The sequence below is a fragment of the Enterobacter sp. 5-4 genome (assembly GCF_000612205.1).
Classification (GTDB): Bacteria; Pseudomonadota; Gammaproteobacteria; order Enterobacterales; family Enterobacteriaceae; genus Enterobacter; species Enterobacter roggenkampii.
Map to the genome: position 1 here is coordinate 119,270 of NZ_JFHW01000022.1, position 23,541 is coordinate 142,810.

The following is a 23,541-nucleotide window of genomic DNA, read 5'->3' on the forward strand; positions in this document are numbered from 1 at the left end:
ATCGAGATATATAGTTTATTTATCACGCTGGATTATATAGTCCGCTAGCGCTTCCAGTGCCGAGGTATCCAGCGATTGCGCAGCCAGTTCATTCAGCGACTGGCGGGCATCGTCAATCAGATCCCGGGCTTTACGTTGGGCTTGCTCAAGACCCAGCAGGGCGGGGTAGGTACTTTTGCCAAGCTGCTGGTCCGCACCCTGACGTTTACCCAATGTTGCAGTATCGCCCACCACATCCAGAATGTCATCCTGAACCTGGAATGCCAGACCGATACTTTCTGCGTATCTGTCCAGAATCGGCAGGGCTTTGCGCCCTTGCTCACCCGCGCTCAGCGCGCCCAGGCGAACGGCGGAACGAATCAATGCCCCGGTTTTATGGCGATGAATACGCTCCAGCTGTTCCAGATTAACCTGACGTCCTTCCGCTTCAAGATCCAGCGCCTGACCGCCGCACATGCCGGCCACGCCGCTGGCCATGGCCAGTTCGGAAATCATTGCCAGACGGTCACGGTCAGCCACTTCGGCCATTGGCGCGTCGCTCAGAATCGAGAACGCCAGCGTCTGCAGGGCATCACCCGCCAGAATGGCATTCGCCTCGCCAAACTTGATGTGGCAGGTAGGTTGACCCCGACGCAAATCGTCGTCGTCCATCGCCGGGAGATCGTCGTGGATCAGCGAGTAGGCATGGATGCACTCAACGGCGGCTGCCGGGGCGTCCAGCGTGTTATCGCTGATGCCAAACATGTTGCCGGTGGCGTACACCAGGAACGGGCGCAGGCGCTTTCCACCCAAGAGTGCGCCATAGTGCATGGCTTCAACCAGAGGAGTGTTCTGAAAAGGCTGTGGCGCAATAAATCGGCGCAGGGCGTCGTTGGCACGCACGACGCGCGCCTGAAGCTCGTTGGCAAAATCCATTTACTCGGCGTCCGGTGTGAAAGGCGTGGTTTTCGCGTCTTCGCTGTCGGAAAGCAGGATCTGCACGCGCTGCTCGGCCTGCTGCAGTTTGACCTGCCCCTGGCGCGCCAGCTGCACGCCGCGCTCGAATTCGTTGAGCGCCTCTTCCAGCGGGAGATCGCCGCTCTCAAGACGGGTAACGATTTGCTCCAGTTCACTCAGCGCAGTTTCGAAACTGGCCGGTGCGTCGTTCTTCTTCGGCATAGTGAATTGACTCTTATATTCTCAGCCCCGACATGGTAACGGACTCAGGGCAATTATCAAATAACGCGCAATGTGCACAGGAGCGGCGCGATGGTGGTATACTTGCGCGCCTGGATGCAGCCACGGGTGTGGGCTGCTGTACTCTTTTCCATTACAAGCCTTAATACGCTTGCCTAAGAAACATTGCCGCCATGAAGTTTATCATTAAATTGTTCCCTGAAATCACCATCAAAAGCCAATCTGTGCGTTTGCGCTTTATTAAAATTCTCACCGGGAACATTCGTAACGTTTTAAAGCACTACGACGAAACCCTCGCCGTGGTGCGCCACTGGGACCACGTTGAGGTCCGTGCGAAAGACGAAAACAAACGTCAGGATATTCGCGACGCGCTGACCCGTATTCCGGGGATCCACCATATTCTGGAAGTGGAAGATGTCCCGTTCAGCGATATGCACGACATCTTCGAAAAAGCGCTGGTTCAGTACCGCGATCGGATCGAAGGCAAAACCTTTTGCGTGCGCGTGAAGCGTCGCGGTAAGCACGAATTCAGCTCCATTGAAGTGGAACGTTACGTTGGCGGCGGTTTGAACCAGCACGTTGAGACGGCGCGCGTGCGTCTGACCAACCCGGACGTGACCGTTAATCTGGAGATCGAAAACGATCGCCTGCTGTTGGTGAAAGGCCGCTATGAAGGTATCGGCGGCTTCCCGATCGGGACTCAGGAAGATGTTCTGTCCCTGATCTCCGGCGGCTTCGACTCCGGCGTCTCCAGCTATATGCTGATGCGCCGCGGCTGCCGCGTACACTACTGCTTCTTCAACCTGGGCGGCGCGGCGCACGAAATCGGCGTTCGTCAGGTGGCGCATTACCTGTGGAACCGCTTCGGCAGCTCCCACCGCGTGCGTTTCGTGGCAATCAATTTCGAACCAGTGGTCGGCGAGATTCTGGAGAAAGTGGACGACGGCCAGATGGGCGTCATCCTGAAGCGCATGATGGTGCGTGCGGCATCCAAAGTGGCTGAACGCTACGGCGTGCAGGCGCTGGTCACCGGTGAAGCGCTGGGGCAGGTCTCCAGCCAGACGCTGACCAACCTGCGCCTGATCGACAACGTGTCTGATACCCTGATCCTGCGTCCGCTGATCTCCCATGATAAAGAGCACATCATCGATCTGGCGCGCGAAATCGGTACCGAAGATTTTGCCCGCACCATGCCGGAATACTGCGGCGTGATCTCAAAAAGCCCAACGGTGAAAGCGGTGAAGGCGAAGATCGAAGCGGAAGAAGAGAACTTCGATTTCAGCATTCTGGATAAAGTGGTGGAAGAAGCGTCCAACATTGATATCCGCGAGATCGCCCAGCAGACCGAGCAGGAAGTGGTAGAAGTGGAGACCGTGAGCGGTTTCGGCGCGAACGACGCGATTCTGGATATCCGCTCTATTGACGAGCAGGATGACAAGCCGCTGCAGGTTGACGGCGTCGAAGTGGTTTCTCTGCCGTTCTACAAGCTGAGCACGAAGTTTGGCGACCTCGACCAGAGCAAAACGTACCTGCTGTGGTGTGAGCGCGGGGTGATGAGTCGCCTGCAGGCGCTGTATCTGCGCGAGCAGGGCTTTGCCAATGTGAAGGTGTATCGTCCGTAGTTTCTCGCCCGGTGGCGCTTCGCTTACCGGGCCTACGATACCGTGCATTTGTAGGCCGGGTAAGGCGTAGCCGCCACCCGGCTTTTTTTATGCACTACTCTTCATAGTAATTATAAATCCCCGCTGGCATCACCAGCGATGACGCCACTTCGTACGCCTTCTCGCGCCCGACCAGCAGGTCGATAATCTTTAAGCCAAAATCAATCGCGGTGCCCGGGCCCTGGCTGGTCAGCAGGTTGACGCGGGGATCCCAGACGACGCGCTTGTCCACCCATTGATCTTCCGGAATGGTGTCTTTCAGCCCCGGGAAGCCGGTCATGTTGCCAATGGGGAAGATATCGTGTGGAACCAAAACCGTTCCGGCGGCGGCACAAATGGCGGCGACGATGCGGCCGGATAAATGGAACTGACGCACGGTCTCAACCAGCAGCGGGCTGTCACGAAAACATTCCGCGCCCTTCAGCCCGCCGGGCAGCACGATGATGTCGTAATCTCCGTCAGCCACCTGTACCAACGGTGCATCTGCAAGGATTTTCACCCCGCGTGAACAGGTGATTGCCAGATTACCGTCGCTGGCGACGCTGGCGGTGGTGACCTTAATGCCGCCGCGCACCATCAGATCAATGGTGGTGACCGCTTCCATCTCTTCGCTACCAGGGGCGAGGCAGATCAGTGCCGACGCGCTCATATTCACTCTCCTTACGTTTAACCAGGTCATACAGACGGGCGTTTTCCGGCACCGCGATGCCGTGCGCGCGGGCGCGTTTTAGCAGATAGCCGGTGATGTAGTCGATCTCCGTGTGGCGTAATGCCCGAACATCCTGCAGCATCGAGGAGATGTTCTCAGCTGTACTCTCAATAACCTGCTCGACATAACAGCGTAAATCGTCTGCCGAGGTATGCAGCCCTTCCCGCTCAACGACCGCCGCGACTTCTGCACAGAGGGACGCCACCTCCTGCGGATGGTTTTTCAGTTCACCGTTCGGGCAGTTCCACAGCGCCGTCAGCGGGTTGATCACACAGTTAACGGCCAGCTTGCGCCAGAGTTGAGGGCGAATGTGGTTATGCCAGGCCACGTCCGGGAGCACCTTCTGCAGCACATCGGCAAGATAGCTGTAGTCCCCATCCTGCGTTCTGGCAGGCCCGATGTGCGTCACACCGCTGGCGACATGCACGATGATGTTGCCGTCGCGGCGCGCAGCGTGGGTGGTCGTTGCCATCAGCAGGGGCTGCGGAACGCTTTTCAGCTCATCCAGGGTCCCCATGCCGTTATGCAGCAGCAGTATGGGCGAAGTGGGGGGGAGCTGCGCGGCCAGCGTTTTTACTGCGTCTGAGACCTGCCACGCTTTAAGCGTCACCAGTAAAAGGTCGCTTTGCGCCAGGAAATCAGGATCGTTCGCGGTGAGGGATTCGTTAAAGATGCTTCCGTCTTCACCAATCAGGTTTACACTGCAATAAGGCTGGGGCACGCGCAGCCAGCCCTGAACCTCATGTCCGTGCTTGCACAGTGCGGTCAGCCACAGCTGACCAAGCGCTCCGCATCCGAGCACCGTAATTTTCATTGTTCCTCCTCACCTGCAACTGCGCCAGGTGTTACAGCTTAATTATACAGCTAAGCTTCTGTTGAGTTATGCCTCGTAGCGGGTATTATGCAACGCAACAAAAGTGAAGGGAGAAGAAAAGATGCCATCTTTCGATATTGTTTCCGAAGTTGATATCCAGGAAGTTCGCAACGGCGTTGAGAACGCAACCCGCGAAGTTGAGTCACGTTTCGATTTTCGTGGCGTTGAGGCGTCGTTTGAGCTGAACGATGCAAATAAGACCATTAAGGTGCTGAGCGAGTCTGATTTCCAGGTGAATCAGTTGCTCGACATTCTGCGCGCCAAGCTGTTGAAGCGCGGCATCGAAGGGACGTCCCTGGATGTGCCGGACGAGTTTGTGCACAGCGGTAAGAACTGGTTTGTTGAAGCGAAGCTGAAGCAGGGCATCGAGAGCGCGGTGCAGAAGAAGATCGTGAAGCTCATCAAAGACAGCAAGCTGAAGGTGCAGGCGCAGATCCAGGGCGAGGAAATTCGCGTCACCGGTAAGTCCCGCGACGACCTGCAGTCCGTGATGGCGCTGGTGCGCGGCGGCGACCTGGGGCAACCGTTCCAGTTTAAAAACTTCCGCGACTAATATAAAAAGCCCGGTTTACCCGGGCTTTTTTTCACGCTTTCAGCGCCTGCTCGACCTCGAAGCGGTTGGTCACCTTGCTGTCAATTTTGACATAAGCGCTGCGCTCCTCGGGAACAATCAGCACCTCTGTGACCCCTTCTTTTCCTTCCAGACGCTGCTTCAGCGCGTCGCTAATCTCTACGTCATCCGGGATCTCAACCCGCAGGCTGCTCACGTAGCGCGGCTCTTTCATGGTGCCGGCGACCAGCAGCCAGACTGTCGCCAGCAGCGCGCCCGCGAGAAACACGGTTTGCGAATCAAAGAGTCCGTCCACCCAGCCGCCAAGCGAGCCGCCGATCGCCACGCCGAGAAACTGGCTGGTGGAGTAAATGCCCATCGCCGTGCCTTTGTAACCGGCGGGGGACTCTTTGCTGATCAGCGACGGCAGCAGGGCTTCCATCAGGTTAAACGCCAGGAAGAACAACTGTACCCCGGCGATCAGCTCCCAGAAGTGCGGGCCGGCGCCCCAGAGCACGATCTCGGCAATAAGCAGGAGCGCCACGCAGCCCACGAAGACGCGCTTCATTTTGCGCTTCACTTCGGCGTAGATGATGAACGGCACGACGGAGACAAACGAAATCAACATCGTGACCAGATAGATTTTCCAGTGCTCAGCCGCCGGGAAACCCGCTGCGGCAAGCTGGCCGGGAAGGGCGACAAAGGTCGACATCAGCAGAATGTGCAGGCACATAATGCCAAAATTCAGCTTAAGCAGGCGCGGCTCGACAATCACCTTGCTGAAGCAGCCTTTAACCATCCCCGACTCACGGTTGAGGACGTGGTTTTTGCTGTCCGGCACCACCCACAGGGTTAAGGCAATGCCGAGGGTCGCCAGCACGGCAATCATCCAGAACAGGGCGTGCAGGCCGAGCGCATGGGTGATTATCGGGCCCAGCACCATCGCAATCGCAAACGTCACGCCAAAGCTGACGCCGATAAAGGCCATGGCTTTGGTGCGGTTCTGCTCGCGGGTTAAGTCTGACAGCAGCGCCATCACCGCGGCGGCAATCGCGCCGGAGCCCTGCAGGGCGCGGCCAAGAATAATCCCCCAGATGGAGTGGGAGAGGGCGGCAATGACGCTTCCGAGCACAAAGACCAGCAGCCCGCCGACAATCAGCGGTTTGCGGCCCACCCGGTCAGAGAGCAGGCCAAACGGGATCTGGAACACCGCCTGCGCCAGACCATAAATGCCAATGGCGAGGCCAATCAGCGCCTCGCTGGCCCCCTGCAGCGCCATACCGTATGTGGTCAGAACAGGCAGGACCATAAACATGCCAAGCATCCGTAGCGAGAAGACAGTCCCTAAGCCCCAGGTCGCGCGCAGCTCGCCTGGCGTCATTTTATAATCGTTCATTACCACCTCAGTTCAAAAGCAGGCCATAGTGTAGTGCGGGGAAGGGGCGGGGTAAATAAAGGGTTATTTAACAAATATTACATGCGTTATTAATAGATTCGGCGAATAAAAAAGGGTGCCGAAGCACCCCTTTATTTACCTGTTGTGGCTTACCAGACGTAAGTCAGCAGGTTATGTGAATCTGGCACCATGAAGTCCACGGACATCATCACGGACAGCGAGGTGATGGCCACAATCGAGAACACAAACAGCTTGCGCGCCCAGACTTTGTCATCTTCCACTTTGTAACCGCGCAGCGCCATGCCGAGCCACCAGACGCTCACCGCAGCCGCTACCGCCAGATATTTGTATCCGGCGTAACCACCCAGAGAGAGCATCAGCGTTGCCACGGCAAAGGCGATGATGTACAGCGTGATGTGGTTCTTGGCAACGGAGATGCCCTTCACGACCGGCAGAACCGGGATGTTCGCCGCCTGATAATCCTTAAAGCGGAAAATTGCGATGGCATAGGAGTGCGGCATCTGCCACAGGCTAAAGATAGCCAGCAGGATCAGCGCACCGCTGTCGAACTCGTTCGTGACCGCGCAGTAGCCAATCACCGGCGGCGCAGCGCCGGAGAGAGAACCAATCAGCGTGCCGTAGACGGAGTGACGTTTCATATACAGGCTATAGATGCCCACATACACCACGAACCCCATCACCCCCAGCCAGCAGGCCAGCGGGTTAGCACCAAACCACAGCAGCATAAAGCCAGCAATACCCAGCAAGGTGGCGTACACCAGCGAGACGGAAGGGGCGATCAGGCCTTTCACCAGCACCCGATTTTTGGTCCTTTCCATCTTCTTGTCGATATCCATGTCGATGTAGTTGTTAAATACACAACCGGACGCAACAACCAGTGACACACCGACCAGCGTGTAGATAAAGAGGGCGTAATCAATGCTGCCCTTAGAGGCCAGCAGGAACCCTCCGATCACGGAGATCAGGTTGCCAAAGATGATGCCTGGTTTCGTTACTTGCAGGTATTGCTTAAACATACTCGCCGCTCTTAGTGAACCATCATGTTGTAGTTGAGGTTCCACATAATCCAGATGGAACCGACTACCAGGATAGCGATGATAATCACGGTAAAGATAAAGGCGGTCATGTTCCAGCCTTCATCGGACTTGGTGTTCATGTGCAGGAAGCAAACCAGATGCACCAGAATCTGAATCACCGCGGTCACCAGGATTGCTCCCAGGATAACCGGCTTAGACGCAGAACCGCTCATCACCATCCAGAACGGGATCACCGTCAGGATGATCGACAGGATGAAACCTGTCATGTAGGTTTTTACGCTGCCGTGGGAAGCGCCATGATCGTTAGAATGACTCATTACATCGCCCCCATCAGATAGACAACAGAGAACACACAGATCCACACCACGTCCAGGAAGTGCCAGAACAGGCTCAGGCACAGGATACGGGTACGGTTAGTACTGGTCAGGCCGCGACGGGAAATCTGGAACATCAGGACTGCCATCCAGATCAAACCGGAGGTCACGTGCAGACCGTGGGTGCCAACCAGCGCGAAGAACGCGGACAGGAAGCCACTGCGATCCGGGCCGAAGCCTTCCATGATCAGGTGATGGAATTCATAGATTTCCATCCCGATAAATCCAGCACCAAACAGCCAGGTCAACGCCAGCCAGGAGACAACCTGGCTCTTGTTGTTTTTGTACATGGCGATAGCCGCCATGCCGTAGGTGATGGAGCTGAATAACAGCAGTGCGGTTTCAACCAGAACGAACGGCAGTTCAAAGATGTCCTTGCCGGTCGGGCCGCCCGCTGTGCCGTTCACCAGAACGGCATAGGTCGCGAACAGACAGCAGAACAGAATGCAGTCGCTCATCAGGTAGATCCAGAAACCGAAGACTTTGGTCGGTCCTGTATCGTGGTGCGCATGTTCATGCGCGTGGGCAGTTGAGTGCGCCAGAGTATCAGTTGCCATTTTTCAGCCCCGCTTTAGAAATCTCGTCGAAATGCTGATTTTCCAGCTTTTCAACTTCACGGACTGGTACGTAGTAGTCCACGTCCTCGTCAAAGCTCTTCACAATCCAGCTGATTACGATGCCAGCAAAGCCAACAATCGCCATCCACCAGATGTGCCAGATCATTGCGAAACCAAATACCGTTGCGAAGGCGGCAATCACGATGCCCGCACCGCTGTTTTTCGGCATATGGATCTCTTCGTAATGAGCAGGTTGCTTGTACGCTTCACCTTTTTCTTTCATTTCCCAGAATGCGTCACGTTCATGAACCTGAGGCACGATGGCAAAGTTATAGAAAGGCGGTGGAGAAGAGGTCGCCCACTCCAGCGTACGGCCACCCCATGGGTCACCGGTCAGGTCACGGTTCTGGTCGCGGTCGCGAATAGACACGTAGAACTGAATCAGCTGAGACGCGATACCACAGGCAATCAGCACGGCACCGCCCGCTGCAACCATCAGCATTGGGTGGAACTGCGGATCGATCTGCTGGCTCAGACGACGGGTCATACCCATGAAGCCCAGCACGTACAGCGGCATAAAGGCGACGAAGAAGCCGATGATCCAGAACCAGAACGCGCGTTTACCCCATTTTTCGTTCAGCGTGAAGCCGAACGCTTTTGGCCACCAGTAGGTTACGCCAGCGAAGCAGCCGAAGACCACGCCACCGATGATAACGTTATGGAAGTGCGCAATCAGGAACAGACTGTTGTGCAGAACGAAGTCAGCACCCGGTACCGCCAGCAGTACGCCGGTCATCCCACCTACGGAGAAGGTCACGATGAAGCCGATGGTCCACAGCATTGCTGAGTGGAACACGATACGGCCCTGATACATGGTGAACAGCCAGTTGAAGATCTTCACCCCGGTCGGGATGGCGATAATCATGGTGGTAATACCGAAGAAGGCGTTTACGTTCGCGCCCGCACCCATGGTGAAGAAGTGGTGCAGCCAAACGATGAACGACAGAACGGTAATACACACGGTTGCCCACACCAGAGAGGTGTAACCAAACAGACGTTTACGCGAGAAGGTTGCCGCGATTTCGGAGAACACACCGAATACAGGCAGAACCAGGATGTAAACTTCCGGGTGACCCCATGCCCAAATCAGGTTGATGTACATCATCATGTTGCCACCCATATCGTTCGTGAAGAAATGGGTGCCCAGGTAGCGGTCCAGGGTCAGCAGCGCGATGGTAACAGTCAGAATTGGGAAGGACGCAATAATCAGGATGTTGGCGCACAGAGATGCCCAGGTAAATACCGGCATCTTGAACATGGTCATGCCAGGGGCACGCATCTTGATAATGGTCACGAAGAAGTTGATACCGGTCAGGGTCGTACCGACACCGGAGAGCTGAAGCGCCCAAATCCAGTAGTCGACGCCAACGCCCGGGCTGTACTCAATTCCTGACAGCGGTGGGTAAGCCAGCCAGCCGGTCTGCGCGAATTCGCCCACGCCCAGTGACAGGTTAACCAGAATAACGCCGACAACGGTGAACCAGAAGCTCAGGTTGTTCAGGAACGGGAACGCCACGTCGCGCGCGCCGATTTGCAGCGGAACGACCACGTTCATCAGACCGATAACCAGCGGCATCGCCACGAAGAAGATCATGATAACGCCGTGGGCGGTAAAGATCTGATCGTAGTGGTGCGGTGGCAGGAAGCCGGCTTCACCCGCAGACGCGAGCGCCTGCTGGCTACGCATCATGATCGCATCCGCAAAGCCACGAATTAACATGACGATACCGACGATGCAGTACATGATACCGAGTTTTTTGTGGTCAACCGAAGTCAGCCACTCATTCCACAGGTAGCTCCACTTACCGAAGTAAGTGATCAGGCCAACTAAGGCCGCGCCACCGATGATAATTGCAGCCACCGTAACCATGATAATCGGTTCATGGTAGGGCACTGCATCCAGTGTCAATTTTCCGAACATTTTCTTCCTCGGCCCCTTAGTGAGCGGTTTCCGCGTGGCTCATGTCCATGCCTTCCATACCTTCGTGCGCGCTGTGCTCGCCTTCTGGCTGGGTCATGTCCATGCTCTTGCCGTGATCCATAAATTTGCCAATAACGTCTTTGAACAAATCAGGCTTCACGTTAGAGAAGTACTCCACCTTGTTGTATTCGCTAGGTGCAGCCACTTTTTCGAACGCCGCCATGTCAGACATGGTGTTTGGAGACTGTTTCGCTTTTTCAACCCACTGGTCGAAAGCGGCACGGTCTGGCGTTGCAATAGCTTTGAACTTCATACCTGAGAAGCCCGGGCCGCTATAGCTGGCGGAGATACCATCGTAGGTGCCTGCTTCATTCGCGATCAGATGCAGGTTAGTCTGCATACCGGCCATCGCGTAAATCTGGCTACCCAGACGCGGGATGAAGAAGGAGTTCATTACGGAGTTGGAGGTCACTTTGAACTGAACCGGAGTGTTCGCCGGGAAGGCGATTTCATTCACGGTGGCAATGCCCTGCTCTGGATAGATGAAGAACCATTTCCAGTCCATGGAGACCACTTCAATGGTAATCGGTTTTTCATCGTGAACCAGCGGCTTGCTTGGCTCAAGTGCGTGAGTGGTTTTCCAGGTCAGTACGGCAAGGAACAGGATGATCAGGATAGGTACCGTCCAGACCACAGCTTCCACTTTATTGGAGTGTGACCAGTTCGGGCTATACTTCGCATCTTTATTGCTCGCACGATACTTCCAGGCGAAACCAACAGCCATCAAAATGGCTGGAATAACCACAATCAACATCAGGCCAAAAGCCGTCAATATCAGTGAACGTTGTTCCAGTCCAATCTGTCCTTTGGGGTCTAGTAGTGCAGAATCACAGCCACTGAGTAATACAGTGCCTGCGAATAATGACAACCATCCCAAACTTTTATTGTATTTCCTGAGTCTCATTTAACGACCTCAATTCCACGGGAGTCTGGTGGCGTTTAAAGTGTGCGGGCATTTTACGGGAAGGTTACATTACTGTAAACATCATTAGGCCTGTGTCAGGAAGGTGTTACCGGGTTCTGCCGCACGTGTCACAAGTGTTGCAAATTATGTCGGTTTTTATGACCGAAGCCGCATGAGATGGGCTTTATAACGAAAGGACCCCCAAGCATACCCTAAAAGGGACAATTGGTATAACCATTGTTAAAAATAAACAAAAAATTAACAATTAATTATCAATAAAAAGACATCTAAAAAACGAAAAATCAAACTATCGCATGCTGAATCGTTTAATGAAAAATAGCGTTTTGGAACCAGAGCCAATAATTTCCAAATCCTATCCCGCACAAAACAACAAATATTTTTTTTAGTCGATGGTGGCTATTTCACCGTTATAATTTCGGTTGGTGATTACAACGGGAAATAACCTTTCGCATTTTTCTTCAGGTCAGCTGCGTTTTACGCAACGCCATGAAATCGAGCAGACCGCCCGTCAGGATCCCAACGATGGCCAGCAGGGCTCCGGCGTCCAGCAGAAGGGCCTCAAACGGGAGCGCCAGTGGTGTGCTGGCATTAATAATGAGCACGATAAGCCAGAGTGCCAGCGCAACGCAGCCCATCATTAACAGACGTAACGCAAAACGGTAGGCGCGGTGATATTCCGTTCGTGGCATAAAGTGTTCGGTCCGCTGGGTATATTCCAGCGTCTGGCGACAGACCAGCAACAATAAAATCCCCGGCACGGCAGCCACGACGGAGAAAAGATAAAACGTTGGCCAACCGTGGGCTTCCACAAACCAGCCGGCAATCGGACCTACGTAAACGCGGCCAACGGCAGAGAGCGCCGAGAGCAGCGCGAACTGCGTGGCGGAAAATGACTTGTTGCACAGGGTCATCAGCAGGGCGACAAAGGCTGCTGTCCCCATACCGCCGCAGAGATTTTCGAAGAACACCGCAGCGGCCATGCTGATCATATGTTTGTCGGTAATCGACAGCAGCCAGTAGCCCGCGTTAGAGGCGCCCTGAAGAATGCCGAAGATCAGCAGTGCGCGAAACAGCGTCAGGCGCTGCATCAGCACGCCACCGTAAAGTGCCCCGACAATGGTTGCAAACAGCCCCAGCGTTTTATTCACTACCCCCACTTCACCGGCATCAAAACCGACACCGCGGATCAGGAAGGTGGTGGTCAGGCTCATGGCAAAGGCGTCGCCAAGCTTATAAAGGACGATCAGCAGCAGGATCAGCCAGGCGTTGTTGCGGCCAAAGAAGTCGCGCAGCGGTTCGGCCACGGCCTGCTCCAGCGAGCGGGGAACCGGAATAACGTCGCTCGGTTCGGGGGCAAAGAGCGTGGCGATAATGCAGGGGATAAGCAGGGTGGCCATTAGCCAGTACATGCCCTGCCAGCCGAGGTAACGGTCGGCAAGCCACAGCGCCAGCCCGCCGGAGACCAGCATCCCGAGGCGATAGCCCAGCACGCTGATGGCCGCACCGGCACCGCGTTCTTCCGCAGGTAACACGTCCGTCTTCCAGGCGTCGAACACGATATCCTGAGAGGCGGAACAGAAGGCAATCACCACCGCAAGCGCGGCCATCCAGCGCAGCTGCGTGGTGGGCTCAAGAAACCCCATCGCCGCGATGGCCAGCAGCAGCAGGACCTGCGTCATCACCAGCCAGCCGCGGCGACGCCCGAGGAACGGCGGCGTATAGCGATCCATCACCGGCGACCACAGGAACTTGAAAACATAGGCCTGACCGACAAGCGAGAAGAAACCAATGGTTTTGAGATCGATGTTCTCGACCGTCATCCACGCCTGAAGCGTGCCGGAGGTGAGCGCGAGGGGTAAACCCGAGGCAAAGCCGAGGATCAGCAGAATCGCTGATTTCGGTTGCTGGAAAATGCGTAAGTAATGGCTGGACATGTTCTTATAAGACTGACCCGGTGTTACACCGGGTCAGTGAGCAGGATTAACGTGCGTTCTGCTTGATAAAGTCGTGGATGCTGGTGTCCTGCGCCATATCGGCGATGGTATCGGTCAGCACGCTGTTAACGGCGTTAGCAATGTTCTGGTTGGATGCCTGGAACGCACCTTCAACAGAGTAGCTCGCGCGGTAGTTTTTGGTCATCTTGTTGCCATTCTTCGCGGTGGCAATGATGGCGATATCCGCTTTGGTGGCGATGTTGTAGCGCACGTTGCCCTGTGACACGTCAGCGTACAGGTTGTTGACGATGATCTGCAGATCAACCGCACCGCTTGGGCCGATCATATAGCCGCGAGCGGTCATTTGTTTCTCCAGCACTTCCTGCAGCAGGAAGCGCAGGTCACGTGACGCGGTGAGCGTCACCTGCTGGTTATCGCGGGTCACTTTTGCCAGCGCCTGATCCTGACGCTGATCGGCACCGTTAATGCTCACGGTGACGCCCATCAGGCTTGGGTCCTGCTGAGGCAGGGTGATTTTTGGTGAGACATCAATGGTGGTAGGCGGGGTAGCACAGCCTGCCAGCATAAAAAGGGCTACCAATGGAAAGAAGAGTTTTTTTAACATTTTTAAGTTCTCACGAATCGTAAGCATAATAGAGAGAAAAATTGCCGCCATCATAACATCGCCAACGGTCAGGGGAAGTGGTCAACGCATGTAAATTCATCGTCTTGTCTGAAAACTGACCAGCTCACTCATTTTCTCCTTTCACGGATGATAAAAGGTATGAGCCTCACAGTTAACTTCATTCGTTTGAATGAGAAAATCGGACGAAAGCTAAATATTTGTTGTCAATGTGTAATGGAAACGGTAAAAGCGGCTAATATTTAAAGGGATGGGTGACATCCTGGCGTTGTCGGAGGAGTAATTTCATGATGATACGTGAGCATATAGAAGATAAATTAAGGGCAGCGTTCAACCCTGTGTTCCTCGAAGTCGTCGACGAAAGCTATCGTCATAACGTACCGGCAGGTTCTGAAAGCCACTTTAAAGTGGTTCTGGTTAGCGATCGCTTCACGGGAGAACGTTTCCTGAACCGACATCGCTTGATCTACAGCACCTTGACGGAAGAGCTCTCCACGACCGTGCATGCGCTGGCACTGCATACCTACACCATTAAGGAATGGGAAGGCTTGCAGGATACGGTTTTCGCATCGCCGCCCTGTCGCGGTGCAGGCACTATCGCCTGATAAATCGGATTTGCAACGGCTGGAGCTTTTCCAGTATGTTGCTTACAGATTTCCTCAAAACGGCCTTCGGGCCGTTTTGTTTTGTCTGAGTTTTGAGCGGATGGTGCGATTTTAAGGCTAAAAATAGCCTTAAAGTGTGAAAAAAGCCGCAGCAACATGCCCCAACCGTTCTCGACTCACCTAAGTGATGCCGCTATAATGCCGCGTCTTATTGAATGTCTTCGGGATGATTCTGGCGACAGGGAATGTGAATCTGCACTAAGAGAGCATCCCGGTATAACAGACAGATTCAGAGTTGACCGAGCACTGTGATTTTTTTGAGGTAACAAGATGCAAGTTTCAGTTGAAACCACTCAAGGCCTTGGCCGCCGTGTAACGATTACTATCGCTGCTGACAGCATCGAAACTGCTGTGAAAAGCGAGCTGGTCAACGTAGCAAAAAAAGTACGTATTGACGGCTTCCGTAAGGGCAAAGTACCAATGAATGTTGTTGCTCAGCGTTATGGCGCTTCCGTGCGTCAGGATGTGCTGGGTGAACTGATGAGCCGCAACTTTATCGATGCGATCATCAAAGAAAAAATCAATCCGGCCGGTGCGCCAAACTACGTTCCAGGCGAATACAAACTGGGCGAAGACTTCACCTACTCCGTAGAGTTTGAAGTGTATCCGGAAGTTGAGCTGAAAGGTCTGGAATCTATCGAAGTTGAAAAACCGATTGTCTCCGTGACTGACGAAGACGTTGACGGCATGCTGGACACCCTGCGTAAGCAGCAGGCGAACTGGAAAGAGAAAGAAGGCGCTGTTGACGCGGAAGACCGCGTAACCATCGACTTCACCGGTTCTGTAGACGGCGAAGAGTTCGAAGGCGGCAAAGCGTCTGACTTCGTACTGGCAATGGGCCAGGGTCGTATGATCCCAGGCTTCGAAGACGGTATCAAAGGCCACAAGGCTGGCGAAGAGTTCACCATCGACGTGACCTTCCCGGAAGAGTACCACGCTGAAAACCTGAAAGGTAAAGCAGCGAAGTTCGTCATCAACCTGAAGAAAGTGGAAGAGCGCGAACTGCCAGAACTGACTGAAGAGTTCATCAAACGTTTCGGCGTGGAAGACGGTTCTGTTGCTGGCCTGCGTACCGAAGTGCGTAAAAACATGGAGCGCGAGCTGAACGGTGCTGTGCGTAACCGCGTGAAGTCTCAGGCGATCGAAGGTCTGGTGAAAGCCAACGAAATCGACGTTCCTGCTGCCCTGATCGACAGCGAAATCGACGTTCTGCGCCGTCAGGCTGCACAGCGTTTCGGTGGCAACCAGCAGCAAGCGATGGAACTGCCGCGCGAGCTGTTCGAAGAGCAGGCAAAACGCCGCGTTGTGGTTGGCCTGCTGCTGGGCGAAGTGATTCGTACCCACGAGCTGAAAGCTGACGAAGAGCGTGTGAAAGGCCTGATCGAAGAGATGGCTTCTGCATACGAAGATCCATCAGAAGTGATCGAGTTCTACGGTAAGAACAAAGAGCTGATGGACAACATGCGCAACGTTGCCCTGGAAGAGCAGGCGGTTGAAGCGGTACTGGCGAAAGCGAAAGTGACCGAAAAAGCGACCTCTTTCAACGAACTGATGAACCAGCAGGCGTAATTTCGCCCCAACGGTTTAAAGTTTGAACAGAAAACCCGTTGCCTTGCGGCAGCGGGTTTTTTTTATCGCAGCCAGAGCCCAGGAAGAGTGCTAAAACGCCCTTTCGGTGTTAGCGTAACAACAAAAGGTTGTTATGCTTGAAATAGGGCACTGTGAACCCCATAAGTACGTAATCATGATGAATGAGACTGGCTGATAATCCGTCCGTAAGGTTACAATCAGTACAGCAGGTGTTTTCAATTTTGATCCAGGAGACGGAAATGTCATACAGTGGCGAACGAGATAACTTTGCACCCCATATGGCTCTGGTGCCAATGGTTATTGAACAGACCTCACGTGGTGAGCGTTCTTTTGATATCTATTCCCGTCTGCTCAAGGAACGCGTTATCTTTCTGACCGGCCAGGTGGAAGACCACATGGCTAACCTGATCGTGGCGCAGATGCTGTTTCTGGAAGCGGAAAACCCGGAAAAAGACATTTACCTGTACATTAACTCCCCGGGTGGCGTGATTACCGCAGGGATGTCCATTTATGACACCATGCAATTCATCAAACCGGATGTCAGCACGATCTGTATGGGTCAGGCCGCATCTATGGGCGCGTTCCTGTTAACCGCAGGGGCGAAGGGTAAGCGTTTCTGCTTGCCGAATTCCCGCGTGATGATTCACCAGCCGCTGGGCGGTTACCAGGGCCAGGCGACGGATATTGAAATCCACGCCCGCGAAATCCTGAAAGTAAAAGCGCGCATGAATGAACTTATGGCGCAGCATACGGGTCAACCTCTCGAGCAGATCGAGCGCGATACCGAGCGCGATCGCTTCCTCTCTGCTTCAGAGGCAGTTGAGTATGGCTTAGTCGACTCCGTGTTGACCCATCGTAATTGATGCCCGCGACGCGAGTGTGCCGCTATACTAAGGTAGGGCGGCACGCTGCTTGATGCAGCTTGCGTCTTAGAATGGCATTTGCGTCGTCATGTGCGGCACAAAGAACTTAAAAAGAGGTTTGGACTCATGACAGATAAACGCAAAGATGGTTCGGGCAAACTGCTGTACTGCTCTTTTTGCGGCAAAAGCCAGCATGAAGTGCGTAAACTGATTGCCGGGCCGTCCGTGTATATCTGCGACGAATGCGTCGATTTATGTAACGACATCATTCGCGAAGAGATTAAAGAAGTCGCACCGCACCGTGAGCGCAGCGCGCTGCCAACGCCGCATGAAATTCGTCATCACCTTGACGACTACGTCATCGGCCAGGAGCAGGCCAAGAAAGTGCTGGCGGTAGCGGTCTATAACCACTACAAACGCCTGCGTAACGGCGATACCAGCAATGGCGTGGAACTGGGTAAAAGTAACATTCTGCTGATCGGCCCAACCGGTTCCGGTAAAACGCTGCTGGCTGAAACCCTGGCGCGTCTGCTTGATGTTCCGTTCACCATGGCGGATGCCACCACCCTGACCGAAGCCGGTTACGTGGGTGAGGACGTCGAAAACATCATCCAGAAACTGCTGCAGAAGTGCGATTACGACGTACAGAAAGCCCAGCGCGGGATTGTTTACATCGATGAGATCGACAAGATCTCCCGTAAATCCGACAACCCGTCCATCACTCGTGACGTATCGGGTGAAGGCGTACAGCAGGCACTGCTGAAGCTGATCGAAGGTACGGTTGCCGCCGTTCCGCCACAGGGTGGTCGTAAACATCCGCAGCAGGAGTTCCTGCAGGTTGATACCTCCAAGATCCTGTTCATCTGTGGCGGTGCCTTTGCTGGTCTGGATAAAGTCATCTCCCACCGTGTTGAAACCGGCTCCGGCATTGGTTTTGGCGCAACGGTGAAATCCACATCCGAAAAACCGAACGAAGGCGAGCTCCTGGCACAGGTTGAACCAGAAGATCTGATCAAATTCGGTCTGATTCCTGAATTCATCGGTCGTCTGCCGGTTGTGGCTACGCTGAATGAGCTGAGTGAAGAGGCGCTGATCCAGATCCTGAAAGAGCCGAAAAATGCGCTGACCAAGCAGTATCAGGCGCTGTTCAATCTGGAAGGGGTTGATCTGGAATTCCGCGACGAAGCGCTGGATGCGATTGCCAAAAAAGCAATGAGCCGCAAAACCGGCGCGCGTGGCCTGCGTTCTATCGTTGAAGCGGCACTGCTCGACACCATGTACGATCTGCCGTCGATGGAAGACGTTGAGAAAGTGGTGATTGACGAGTCGGTCATCAGCGGTCAAACCAAGCCGCTGCTGATTTACGGTAAACCGGAAGCCCAACAGGCATCTGGCGAATAATTCACCAAATCATACAAGCAGTTAATCAAAAAGGGGGGATTTTATCTCCCCTTTACTTTTTCCGTGTTCATAGCGTTGAATGTGTGGGAAACATCCCCATATACTGGATACATGTTAATGGTTATGTGAAGCACAGTGACATGACCAGCTTACCTGGCGGACACTAACTAAGAGAGAGCTCTATGAATCCTGAGCGTTCTGAACGCATTGAAATCCCCGTATTGCCGTTGCGCGATGTGGTGGTTTATCCGCACATGGTCATACCCTTATTTGTAGGGCGGGAAAAATCTATCCGTTGCCTCGAAGCCGCTATGGATCATGATAAAAAAATCATGCTGGTGGCGCAGAAAGAAGCATCAACGGATGAGCCGGGTGTAAACGATCTTTTCACCGTCGGGACCGTGGCCTCTATTTTGCAGATGCTGAAGCTGCCTGACGGCACCGTGAAGGTGCTGGTAGAAGGCCTGCAGCGTGCGCGTATTACCACTCTGTCAGACGACGGCGAACACTTCTCTGCGAAGGCAGAGTACCTTGATTCGCCTGAACTTGATGAGCGCGAACAGGAAGTGCTGGTTCGCACCGCGATTAGCCAGTTTGAAGGCTATATCAAGCTGAACAAGAAAATCCCACCAGAAGTGCTGACGTCGCTGAACAGCATCGACGATCCTGCACGTCTGGCGGACACCATCGCTGCACACATGCCGCTGAAGCTGGCTGACAAACAGTCCGTGCTGGAAATGTCCGACGTTAACGAACGTCTGGAATACCTGATGGCGATGATGGAGTCTGAAATCGATCTGCTGCAGGTTGAGAAGCGTATTCGCAACCGCGTGAAAAAGCAGATGGAGAAATCTCAGCGTGAGTACTATCTGAATGAGCAAATGAAGGCCATTCAGAAAGAGCTGGGCGAGATGGACGATGCGCCGGACGAAAACGAAGCGCTGAAGCGTAAGATCGACGCGGCGAAGATGCCGAAAGAGGCGAAAGAGAAAGCGGAAGCAGAACTGCAGAAGCTGAAAATGATGTCTCCGATGTCGGCTGAAGCGACCGTCGTACGCGGCTACATTGAGTGGATGGTGCAGGTTCCGTGGAACGCCCGCAGCAAGGTCAAAAAAGACCTGCGTCAGGCGCAGGAGATCCTGGATACCGACCACTACGGCCTGGAACGCGTGAAAGACCGCATTCTTGAGTACCTCGCGGTACAGAGCCGTGTAAACAAAATTAAAGGCCCGATTCTGTGCCTGGTAGGACCGCCGGGGGTGGGTAAAACCTCTCTGGGCCAGTCCATCGCAAAAGCGACCGGACGTAAGTATATCCGTATGGCGCTGGGCGGCGTACGCGATGAAGCGGAAATCCGCGGTCACCGCCGTACCTACATCGGTTCTATGCCGGGTAAACTGATCCAGAAGATGGCGAAAGTGGGCGTTAAAAACCCGCTGTTCCTGCTCGATGAGATCGACAAAATGTCGTCGGACATGCGTGGTGACCCGGCGTCTGCGCTGCTGGAAGTGCTTGATCCAGAACAGAACGTGGCGTTCAGCGATCACTACCTGGAAGTGGATTACGACCTGAGCGACGTGATGTTCGTGGCGACGTCGAACTCCATGAACATTCCGGCGCCGCTGCTGGACCGTATGGAAGTGATCCGTCTCTCCGGCTATACCGAAGACGAGAAGCTGAACATCGCGAAACAGCACCTGCTGCCGAAACAGATTGAGCGTAACGCGCTGAAAGCCAACGAGCTGACCGTCGAGGACAGCGCGATTATTGGCATCATCCGCTACTACACCCGTGAAGCGGGCGTGCGTAGTCTTGAGCGTGAAATCTCTAAACTGTGCCGTAAGGCGGTGAAACAGCTGCTGCTGGATAAGAGCCTGAAACACATCACGATTAATGGTGATAACCTGCATGCCTATCTCGGCGTTCAGCGTTTCGACTACGGTCGTGCGGACAACGAAAACCGCGTTGGCCAGGTGACCGGTCTGGCATGGACGGAAGTGGGCGGCGATCTGCTGACCATCGAAACCGCCTGTGTACCGGGTAAAGGCAAGCTGACCTATACCGGCTCGCTGGGTGAAGTGATGCAGGAGTCCATTCAGGCGGCGCTGACCGTGGTGCGCGCGCGCGCGGAGAAACTGGGTATCAACCCGGATTTCTACGAAAAACGCGACATCCACGTACACGTACCTGAAGGGGCGACGCCGAAAGATGGTCCAAGCGCGGGTATTGCCATGTGTACCGCTCTGGTTTCTTGCCTGACAGGTAACCCGGTGCGTGCTGATGTGGCAATGACCGGTGAAATTACCCTGCGCGGTCAGGTTCTGCCAATCGGTGGCTTAAAAGAAAAACTGCTGGCGGCGCATCGTGGTGGGATCAAAACCGTATTGATCCCTTACGAAAACAAACGCGATCTGGAAGAGATTCCGGACAACGTGATTGCCGACCTGCAGATCCATCCTGTTAAGCGAATTGAGGAAGTACTTAGTCTCGCATTGCAGAATGAACCGTCCGGAATGCAGGTTGTAACCGCAAAATAGTGACCTCGCGCAAAGAGCGTCAATAAAAACAAGGCTGGTAAGTCATTTCGCACTTGCCAGCCTTTTTTTGTATAGCTAATTTAGATTGCTGATTAGGTCAGCCATCAACAACGGGTGTTGTAAGGTCATGGCAGGCCTGATATAACTGCTGCGCGGTCGCGTTGTGAAGGATTCAGGCGCGATATAAATTATAAAGAGAGGAAGAGAACAGTGAATAAATCTCAACTGATTGACAAAATTGCTGCTGGTGCTGATATTTCTAAAGCTGCAGCTGGACGTGCGTTAGATGCATTAATTGCTTCTGTTACTGAATCTCTGCAGGCTGGGGACGACGTTGCACTGGTAGGCTTCGGTACTTTTGCTGTTAAAGAGCGTGCTGCCCGTACTGGCCGCAACCCTCAGACCGGTAAAGAGATCACCATTGCTGCCGCTAAAGTGCCGGGTTTCCGTGCAGGTAAAGCGCTGAAAGACGCAGTAAACTGATTGCTTTCCCGTTTCAGGGAAGCCGGATAGTACAAGGGCGCATCTTTTGATGTGCCTTTTTTGTTTGTCCAGACCTGATTTGTGCGAGTTTATGCGAGTTGTGGGCTGACAATCGCCCCGTTTTCTTGTCACAATACGACTTTACGCGCGACGGGCAGGATTTTCCGTCAGCGTCAGGTAACCAGTCACCTACAGCGGAGTGTTGTTACACCATGATGGACAGCTTACGCACGGCTGCTAACAGTCTCGTGCTCAAGATTATTTTCGGTATCATTATCGTGTCGTTCATATTGACCGGCGTGAGCAGTTACCTTATTGGCGGTGGCGCGAACTATGCCGCAAAAGTGAATGGCCAGGAGATCAGCCGCGGCCAGTTCGAGAATGCTTTTGCCGGTGAACGTAACCGTATGCAGCAACAGCTGGGCGACCAATTCTCTGAACTGGCAGCAAACGAAGGGTATATGAAGACCCTGCGTCAGCAGACGCTGAACCGTCTTATCGACGAAGCGCTGCTGGATCAGTATGCCAAAAAACTCGGCCTTGGCATTAGCGATGAGCAGGTGAAAAAAGCCATCTTCTCCACGCAAGCCTTCCAGTCTAACGGTAAATTCGACAACGCGCGTTACAACAGCATCGTCAACCAGATGGGGATGACGGCCGATCAGTACGCGCAGGCGCTGCGTAACCAACTGACCACCCAGCAGCTCATCAATGCCGTTGTTGGCACCGATTTCATGCTCAAAGGCGAAACGGATGAACTGGCTGCGCTGGTGGCGCAGCAGCGCGTTGTACGTGAAGCGACCATTGATGTTAACGCCCTGGCGGCGAAACAGCAGGTAAGCGACGCTGACATTAACGCCTGGTACGAGCAGAACAAGAATACCTTTGTTTCTCCAGAACAGTTCCGCGTGAGCTACATCAAGCTGGATGCGGCTGCGCTGCAGGAAAGCGCGTCTGACGCGGAAATCCAGTCTTACTACGACCAACATCAGGATCAGTTCACACAGCCGCAGCGTAACCGCTACAGCGTGATTCAGACCAAAACCGAGGCGGATGCCAAAGCGGTACTGGATGAGCTGAACAAAGGCGCTGATTTTGCGACCGTCGCGAAAGCGAAATCCACCGACATTATCTCTGCGAAAAACGGCGGCGATATGGGCTGGCTGGAAGACGCGACCACGCCGGACGAGCTGAAAAATGCCGGTCTGAAAGAGAAAGGCCAACTGTCTGGCGTCATTAAATCATCCGTAGGTTTCCTGGTCGTGCGTCTGGACGACATCACCGCGGCGAAAACCAAGCCGCTGGCTGAGGTTCGTGACGATATCGCGGCAAAAGTGAAGCAGGAAAAAGCGCTGGATGCCTACTATGCGCTGCAGCAGAAAGTGAGTGATGCTGCCAGCAACGACAACGAATCTCTGGCGGGTGCCGAGCAGGCGGCTGGGGTGAAAGCGGTTGAGACGGGCTGGTTTGGTCGTGACAACCTGCCGGAAGAGCTGAACTTCAAACCGGTTTCTGATGCCATCTTCAACGGTGGTCTGGTTGGTGAGAACGGCACGCCGGGCAGTAACTCAGACATCATTACCGTCGATGGCGATCGTGCGTTTGTGTTGCGCGTCAGCGAGCACAAGCCAGAAGCGGTCAAACCGCTGGCGGAAGTGAAGGATCAGGTCGTCGCTCAGGTTAAGCACAACAAAGCGGAACAGCAGGCGAAACTGGATGCTGAGAAGATTCTGGCCGATCTGAAAGCGGGTAAACAGGACGCGCTGAAAGCGGCTGGCCTGAGCTTCGGTGAAGCGAAAACGCTGAGCCGTACCGGTCAGGACCCTATCAGCCAGGCCGCGTTTGGCCTGACTCTGCCGGCGAAAGACAAGCCAAGCTTCGGCACCACTACCGATATGCAGGGTAACGTCGTTCTGCTGGCGCTGGATGAAGTGAAAGCCGGCACTCTGCCAGACGCGCAGAAGAAGGCGATGGTCCAGGGGATTACCCAGAACAATGCCCAGATTGCCTTCGAAGCCATGATGAGCAACTTGCGTAAAGAGGCCAAAATTAAGCTGGGCGATATCATTACTCAGCAGCAATAATTACGTATCTGCTCGCAGAT

At 54.2% G+C, this 23,541-nt stretch carries 21 protein-coding genes; 9 read left to right on the plus strand and 12 right to left on the minus strand.

All coding sequences use genetic code 11. The features are described 5' to 3' along the window. Window positions 1–15: 15 nt before the first annotated feature. Window positions 16–915, minus strand: a complete 900-nt coding sequence (gene ispA / locus AA74_RS0114090) for a (2E,6E)-farnesyl diphosphate synthase (RefSeq protein ID WP_008503332.1) — start codon at window positions 913–915, stop codon at window positions 16–18. Continuing rightward, a complete protein-coding gene (gene xseB, locus AA74_RS0114095; protein ID WP_008503331.1) occupies window positions 916–1,158 on the minus strand; it encodes an exodeoxyribonuclease VII small subunit in 243 nt (80 codons plus the stop codon). A gap of 191 nt (window positions 1,159–1,349) precedes the next feature. Between xseB and thiI the strand changes: the two genes are divergently transcribed. Beyond that, a complete protein-coding gene (thiI, locus tag AA74_RS0114100; protein WP_023343485.1) occupies window positions 1,350–2,798 on the plus strand; it encodes a tRNA uracil 4-sulfurtransferase ThiI in 1,449 nt (482 codons plus the stop codon). Window positions 2,799–2,892: 94 nt separating this feature from the next. Here the strand turns inward: thiI and yajL are convergent, their stop codons facing one another. Continuing rightward, window positions 2,893–3,486, minus strand: a complete 594-nt coding sequence (gene yajL / locus AA74_RS0114105; protein WP_008503329.1) for a protein deglycase YajL — start codon at window positions 3,484–3,486, stop codon at window positions 2,893–2,895. Continuing rightward, window positions 3,449–4,360, minus strand: a complete 912-nt coding sequence (gene panE / locus AA74_RS0114110; RefSeq protein WP_008503328.1) for a 2-dehydropantoate 2-reductase — start codon at window positions 4,358–4,360, stop codon at window positions 3,449–3,451. Before panE ends, yajL begins: the two co-directional genes overlap by 38 nt. 121 nt (window positions 4,361–4,481) lie before the next feature. Here panE and AA74_RS0114115 point away from each other — a divergent pair, with 121 nt between their 5' ends. Then, window positions 4,482–4,973, plus strand: coding sequence for a YajQ family cyclic di-GMP-binding protein (locus AA74_RS0114115; RefSeq protein WP_023293165.1), 492 nt, complete (start codon window positions 4,482–4,484; stop codon window positions 4,971–4,973). Between the two features lie 31 nt (window positions 4,974–5,004). Here the strand turns inward: AA74_RS0114115 and AA74_RS0114120 are convergent, their stop codons facing one another. The 8 genes from AA74_RS0114120 to AA74_RS0114155 all read right to left on the minus strand — a co-directional run bounded on the left by AA74_RS0114120 (window position 5,005) and on the right by AA74_RS0114155 (window position 13,880). Further along, entirely contained in the window at window positions 5,005–6,366 is a 1,362-nt protein-coding gene (locus tag AA74_RS0114120) for an MFS transporter (RefSeq protein WP_025912624.1), read from the minus strand. Window positions 6,367–6,515: 149 nt separating this feature from the next. After that, window positions 6,516–7,403: a heme o synthase gene (gene cyoE / locus AA74_RS0114125; protein ID WP_008503325.1), complete on the minus strand. Its 888-nt coding sequence runs from the start codon at window positions 7,401–7,403 to the stop codon at window positions 6,516–6,518. An 11-nt stretch (window positions 7,404–7,414) separates the two neighbouring features. Beyond that, complete coding sequence (locus tag AA74_RS0114130) at window positions 7,415–7,741, minus strand: cytochrome o ubiquinol oxidase subunit IV (RefSeq protein WP_006176899.1); 327 nt, start codon at window positions 7,739–7,741, stop codon at window positions 7,415–7,417. Next, complete coding sequence (locus AA74_RS0114135) at window positions 7,741–8,355, minus strand: cytochrome o ubiquinol oxidase subunit III (RefSeq protein ID WP_008503324.1); 615 nt, start codon at window positions 8,353–8,355, stop codon at window positions 7,741–7,743. The genes AA74_RS0114130 and AA74_RS0114135 overlap by 1 nt, the downstream gene beginning before the upstream one ends. After that, complete coding sequence (gene cyoB, locus AA74_RS0114140) at window positions 8,345–10,336, minus strand: cytochrome o ubiquinol oxidase subunit I (RefSeq protein WP_008503323.1); 1,992 nt, start codon at window positions 10,334–10,336, stop codon at window positions 8,345–8,347. The genes AA74_RS0114135 and cyoB overlap by 11 nt, the downstream gene beginning before the upstream one ends. 16 nt (window positions 10,337–10,352) lie before the next feature. Further along, entirely contained in the window at window positions 10,353–11,300 is a 948-nt protein-coding gene (gene cyoA, locus AA74_RS0114145) for a cytochrome o ubiquinol oxidase subunit II (protein ID WP_008503322.1), read from the minus strand. 479 nt (window positions 11,301–11,779) lie between these two features. Further along, a complete protein-coding gene (ampG, locus tag AA74_RS0114150) occupies window positions 11,780–13,255 on the minus strand; it encodes a muropeptide MFS transporter AmpG (protein WP_025912625.1) in 1,476 nt (491 codons plus the stop codon). A gap of 46 nt (window positions 13,256–13,301) precedes the next feature. Continuing rightward, the gene (locus AA74_RS0114155; RefSeq protein WP_023310568.1) at window positions 13,302–13,880 is read right to left on the minus strand and encodes a lipoprotein; all 579 of its coding nucleotides are present in this window, start codon (window positions 13,878–13,880) and stop codon (window positions 13,302–13,304) included. A 305-nt stretch (window positions 13,881–14,185) separates the two neighbouring features. Here AA74_RS0114155 and bolA point away from each other — a divergent pair, with 305 nt between their 5' ends. The 7 genes from bolA to ppiD all read left to right on the plus strand — a co-directional run bounded on the left by bolA (window position 14,186) and on the right by ppiD (window position 23,521). Continuing rightward, the gene (gene bolA, locus AA74_RS0114160; protein WP_021241655.1) at window positions 14,186–14,503 is read left to right on the plus strand and encodes a transcriptional regulator BolA; all 318 of its coding nucleotides are present in this window, start codon (window positions 14,186–14,188) and stop codon (window positions 14,501–14,503) included. A gap of 330 nt (window positions 14,504–14,833) precedes the next feature. Continuing rightward, window positions 14,834–16,132: a trigger factor gene (tig, locus tag AA74_RS0114165; protein WP_008503318.1), complete on the plus strand. Its 1,299-nt coding sequence runs from the start codon at window positions 14,834–14,836 to the stop codon at window positions 16,130–16,132. Window positions 16,133–16,392: 260 nt separating this feature from the next. Beyond that, window positions 16,393–17,016, plus strand: a complete 624-nt coding sequence (gene clpP / locus AA74_RS0114170) for an ATP-dependent Clp endopeptidase proteolytic subunit ClpP (protein ID WP_008503317.1) — start codon at window positions 16,393–16,395, stop codon at window positions 17,014–17,016. Between the two features lie 126 nt (window positions 17,017–17,142). Beyond that, window positions 17,143–18,417 carry an ATP-dependent protease ATP-binding subunit ClpX gene (gene clpX / locus AA74_RS0114175; RefSeq protein ID WP_008503316.1) on the plus strand — a complete coding sequence of 425 codons (1,275 nt, stop codon included), beginning with the start codon at window positions 17,143–17,145 and terminating at the stop codon, window positions 18,415–18,417. 182 nt (window positions 18,418–18,599) lie between these two features. Continuing rightward, the gene (gene lon, locus AA74_RS0114180) at window positions 18,600–20,954 is read left to right on the plus strand and encodes an endopeptidase La (RefSeq protein ID WP_008503315.1); all 2,355 of its coding nucleotides are present in this window, start codon (window positions 18,600–18,602) and stop codon (window positions 20,952–20,954) included. Between the two features lie 210 nt (window positions 20,955–21,164). Next, window positions 21,165–21,437: a nucleoid-associated protein HU-beta gene (gene hupB, locus AA74_RS0114185; protein ID WP_002444653.1), complete on the plus strand. Its 273-nt coding sequence runs from the start codon at window positions 21,165–21,167 to the stop codon at window positions 21,435–21,437. A 212-nt stretch (window positions 21,438–21,649) separates the two neighbouring features. Then, window positions 21,650–23,521, plus strand: a complete 1,872-nt coding sequence (gene ppiD / locus AA74_RS0114190; protein ID WP_023326792.1) for a peptidylprolyl isomerase — start codon at window positions 21,650–21,652, stop codon at window positions 23,519–23,521. Window positions 23,522–23,541 lie beyond the last annotated feature (20 nt).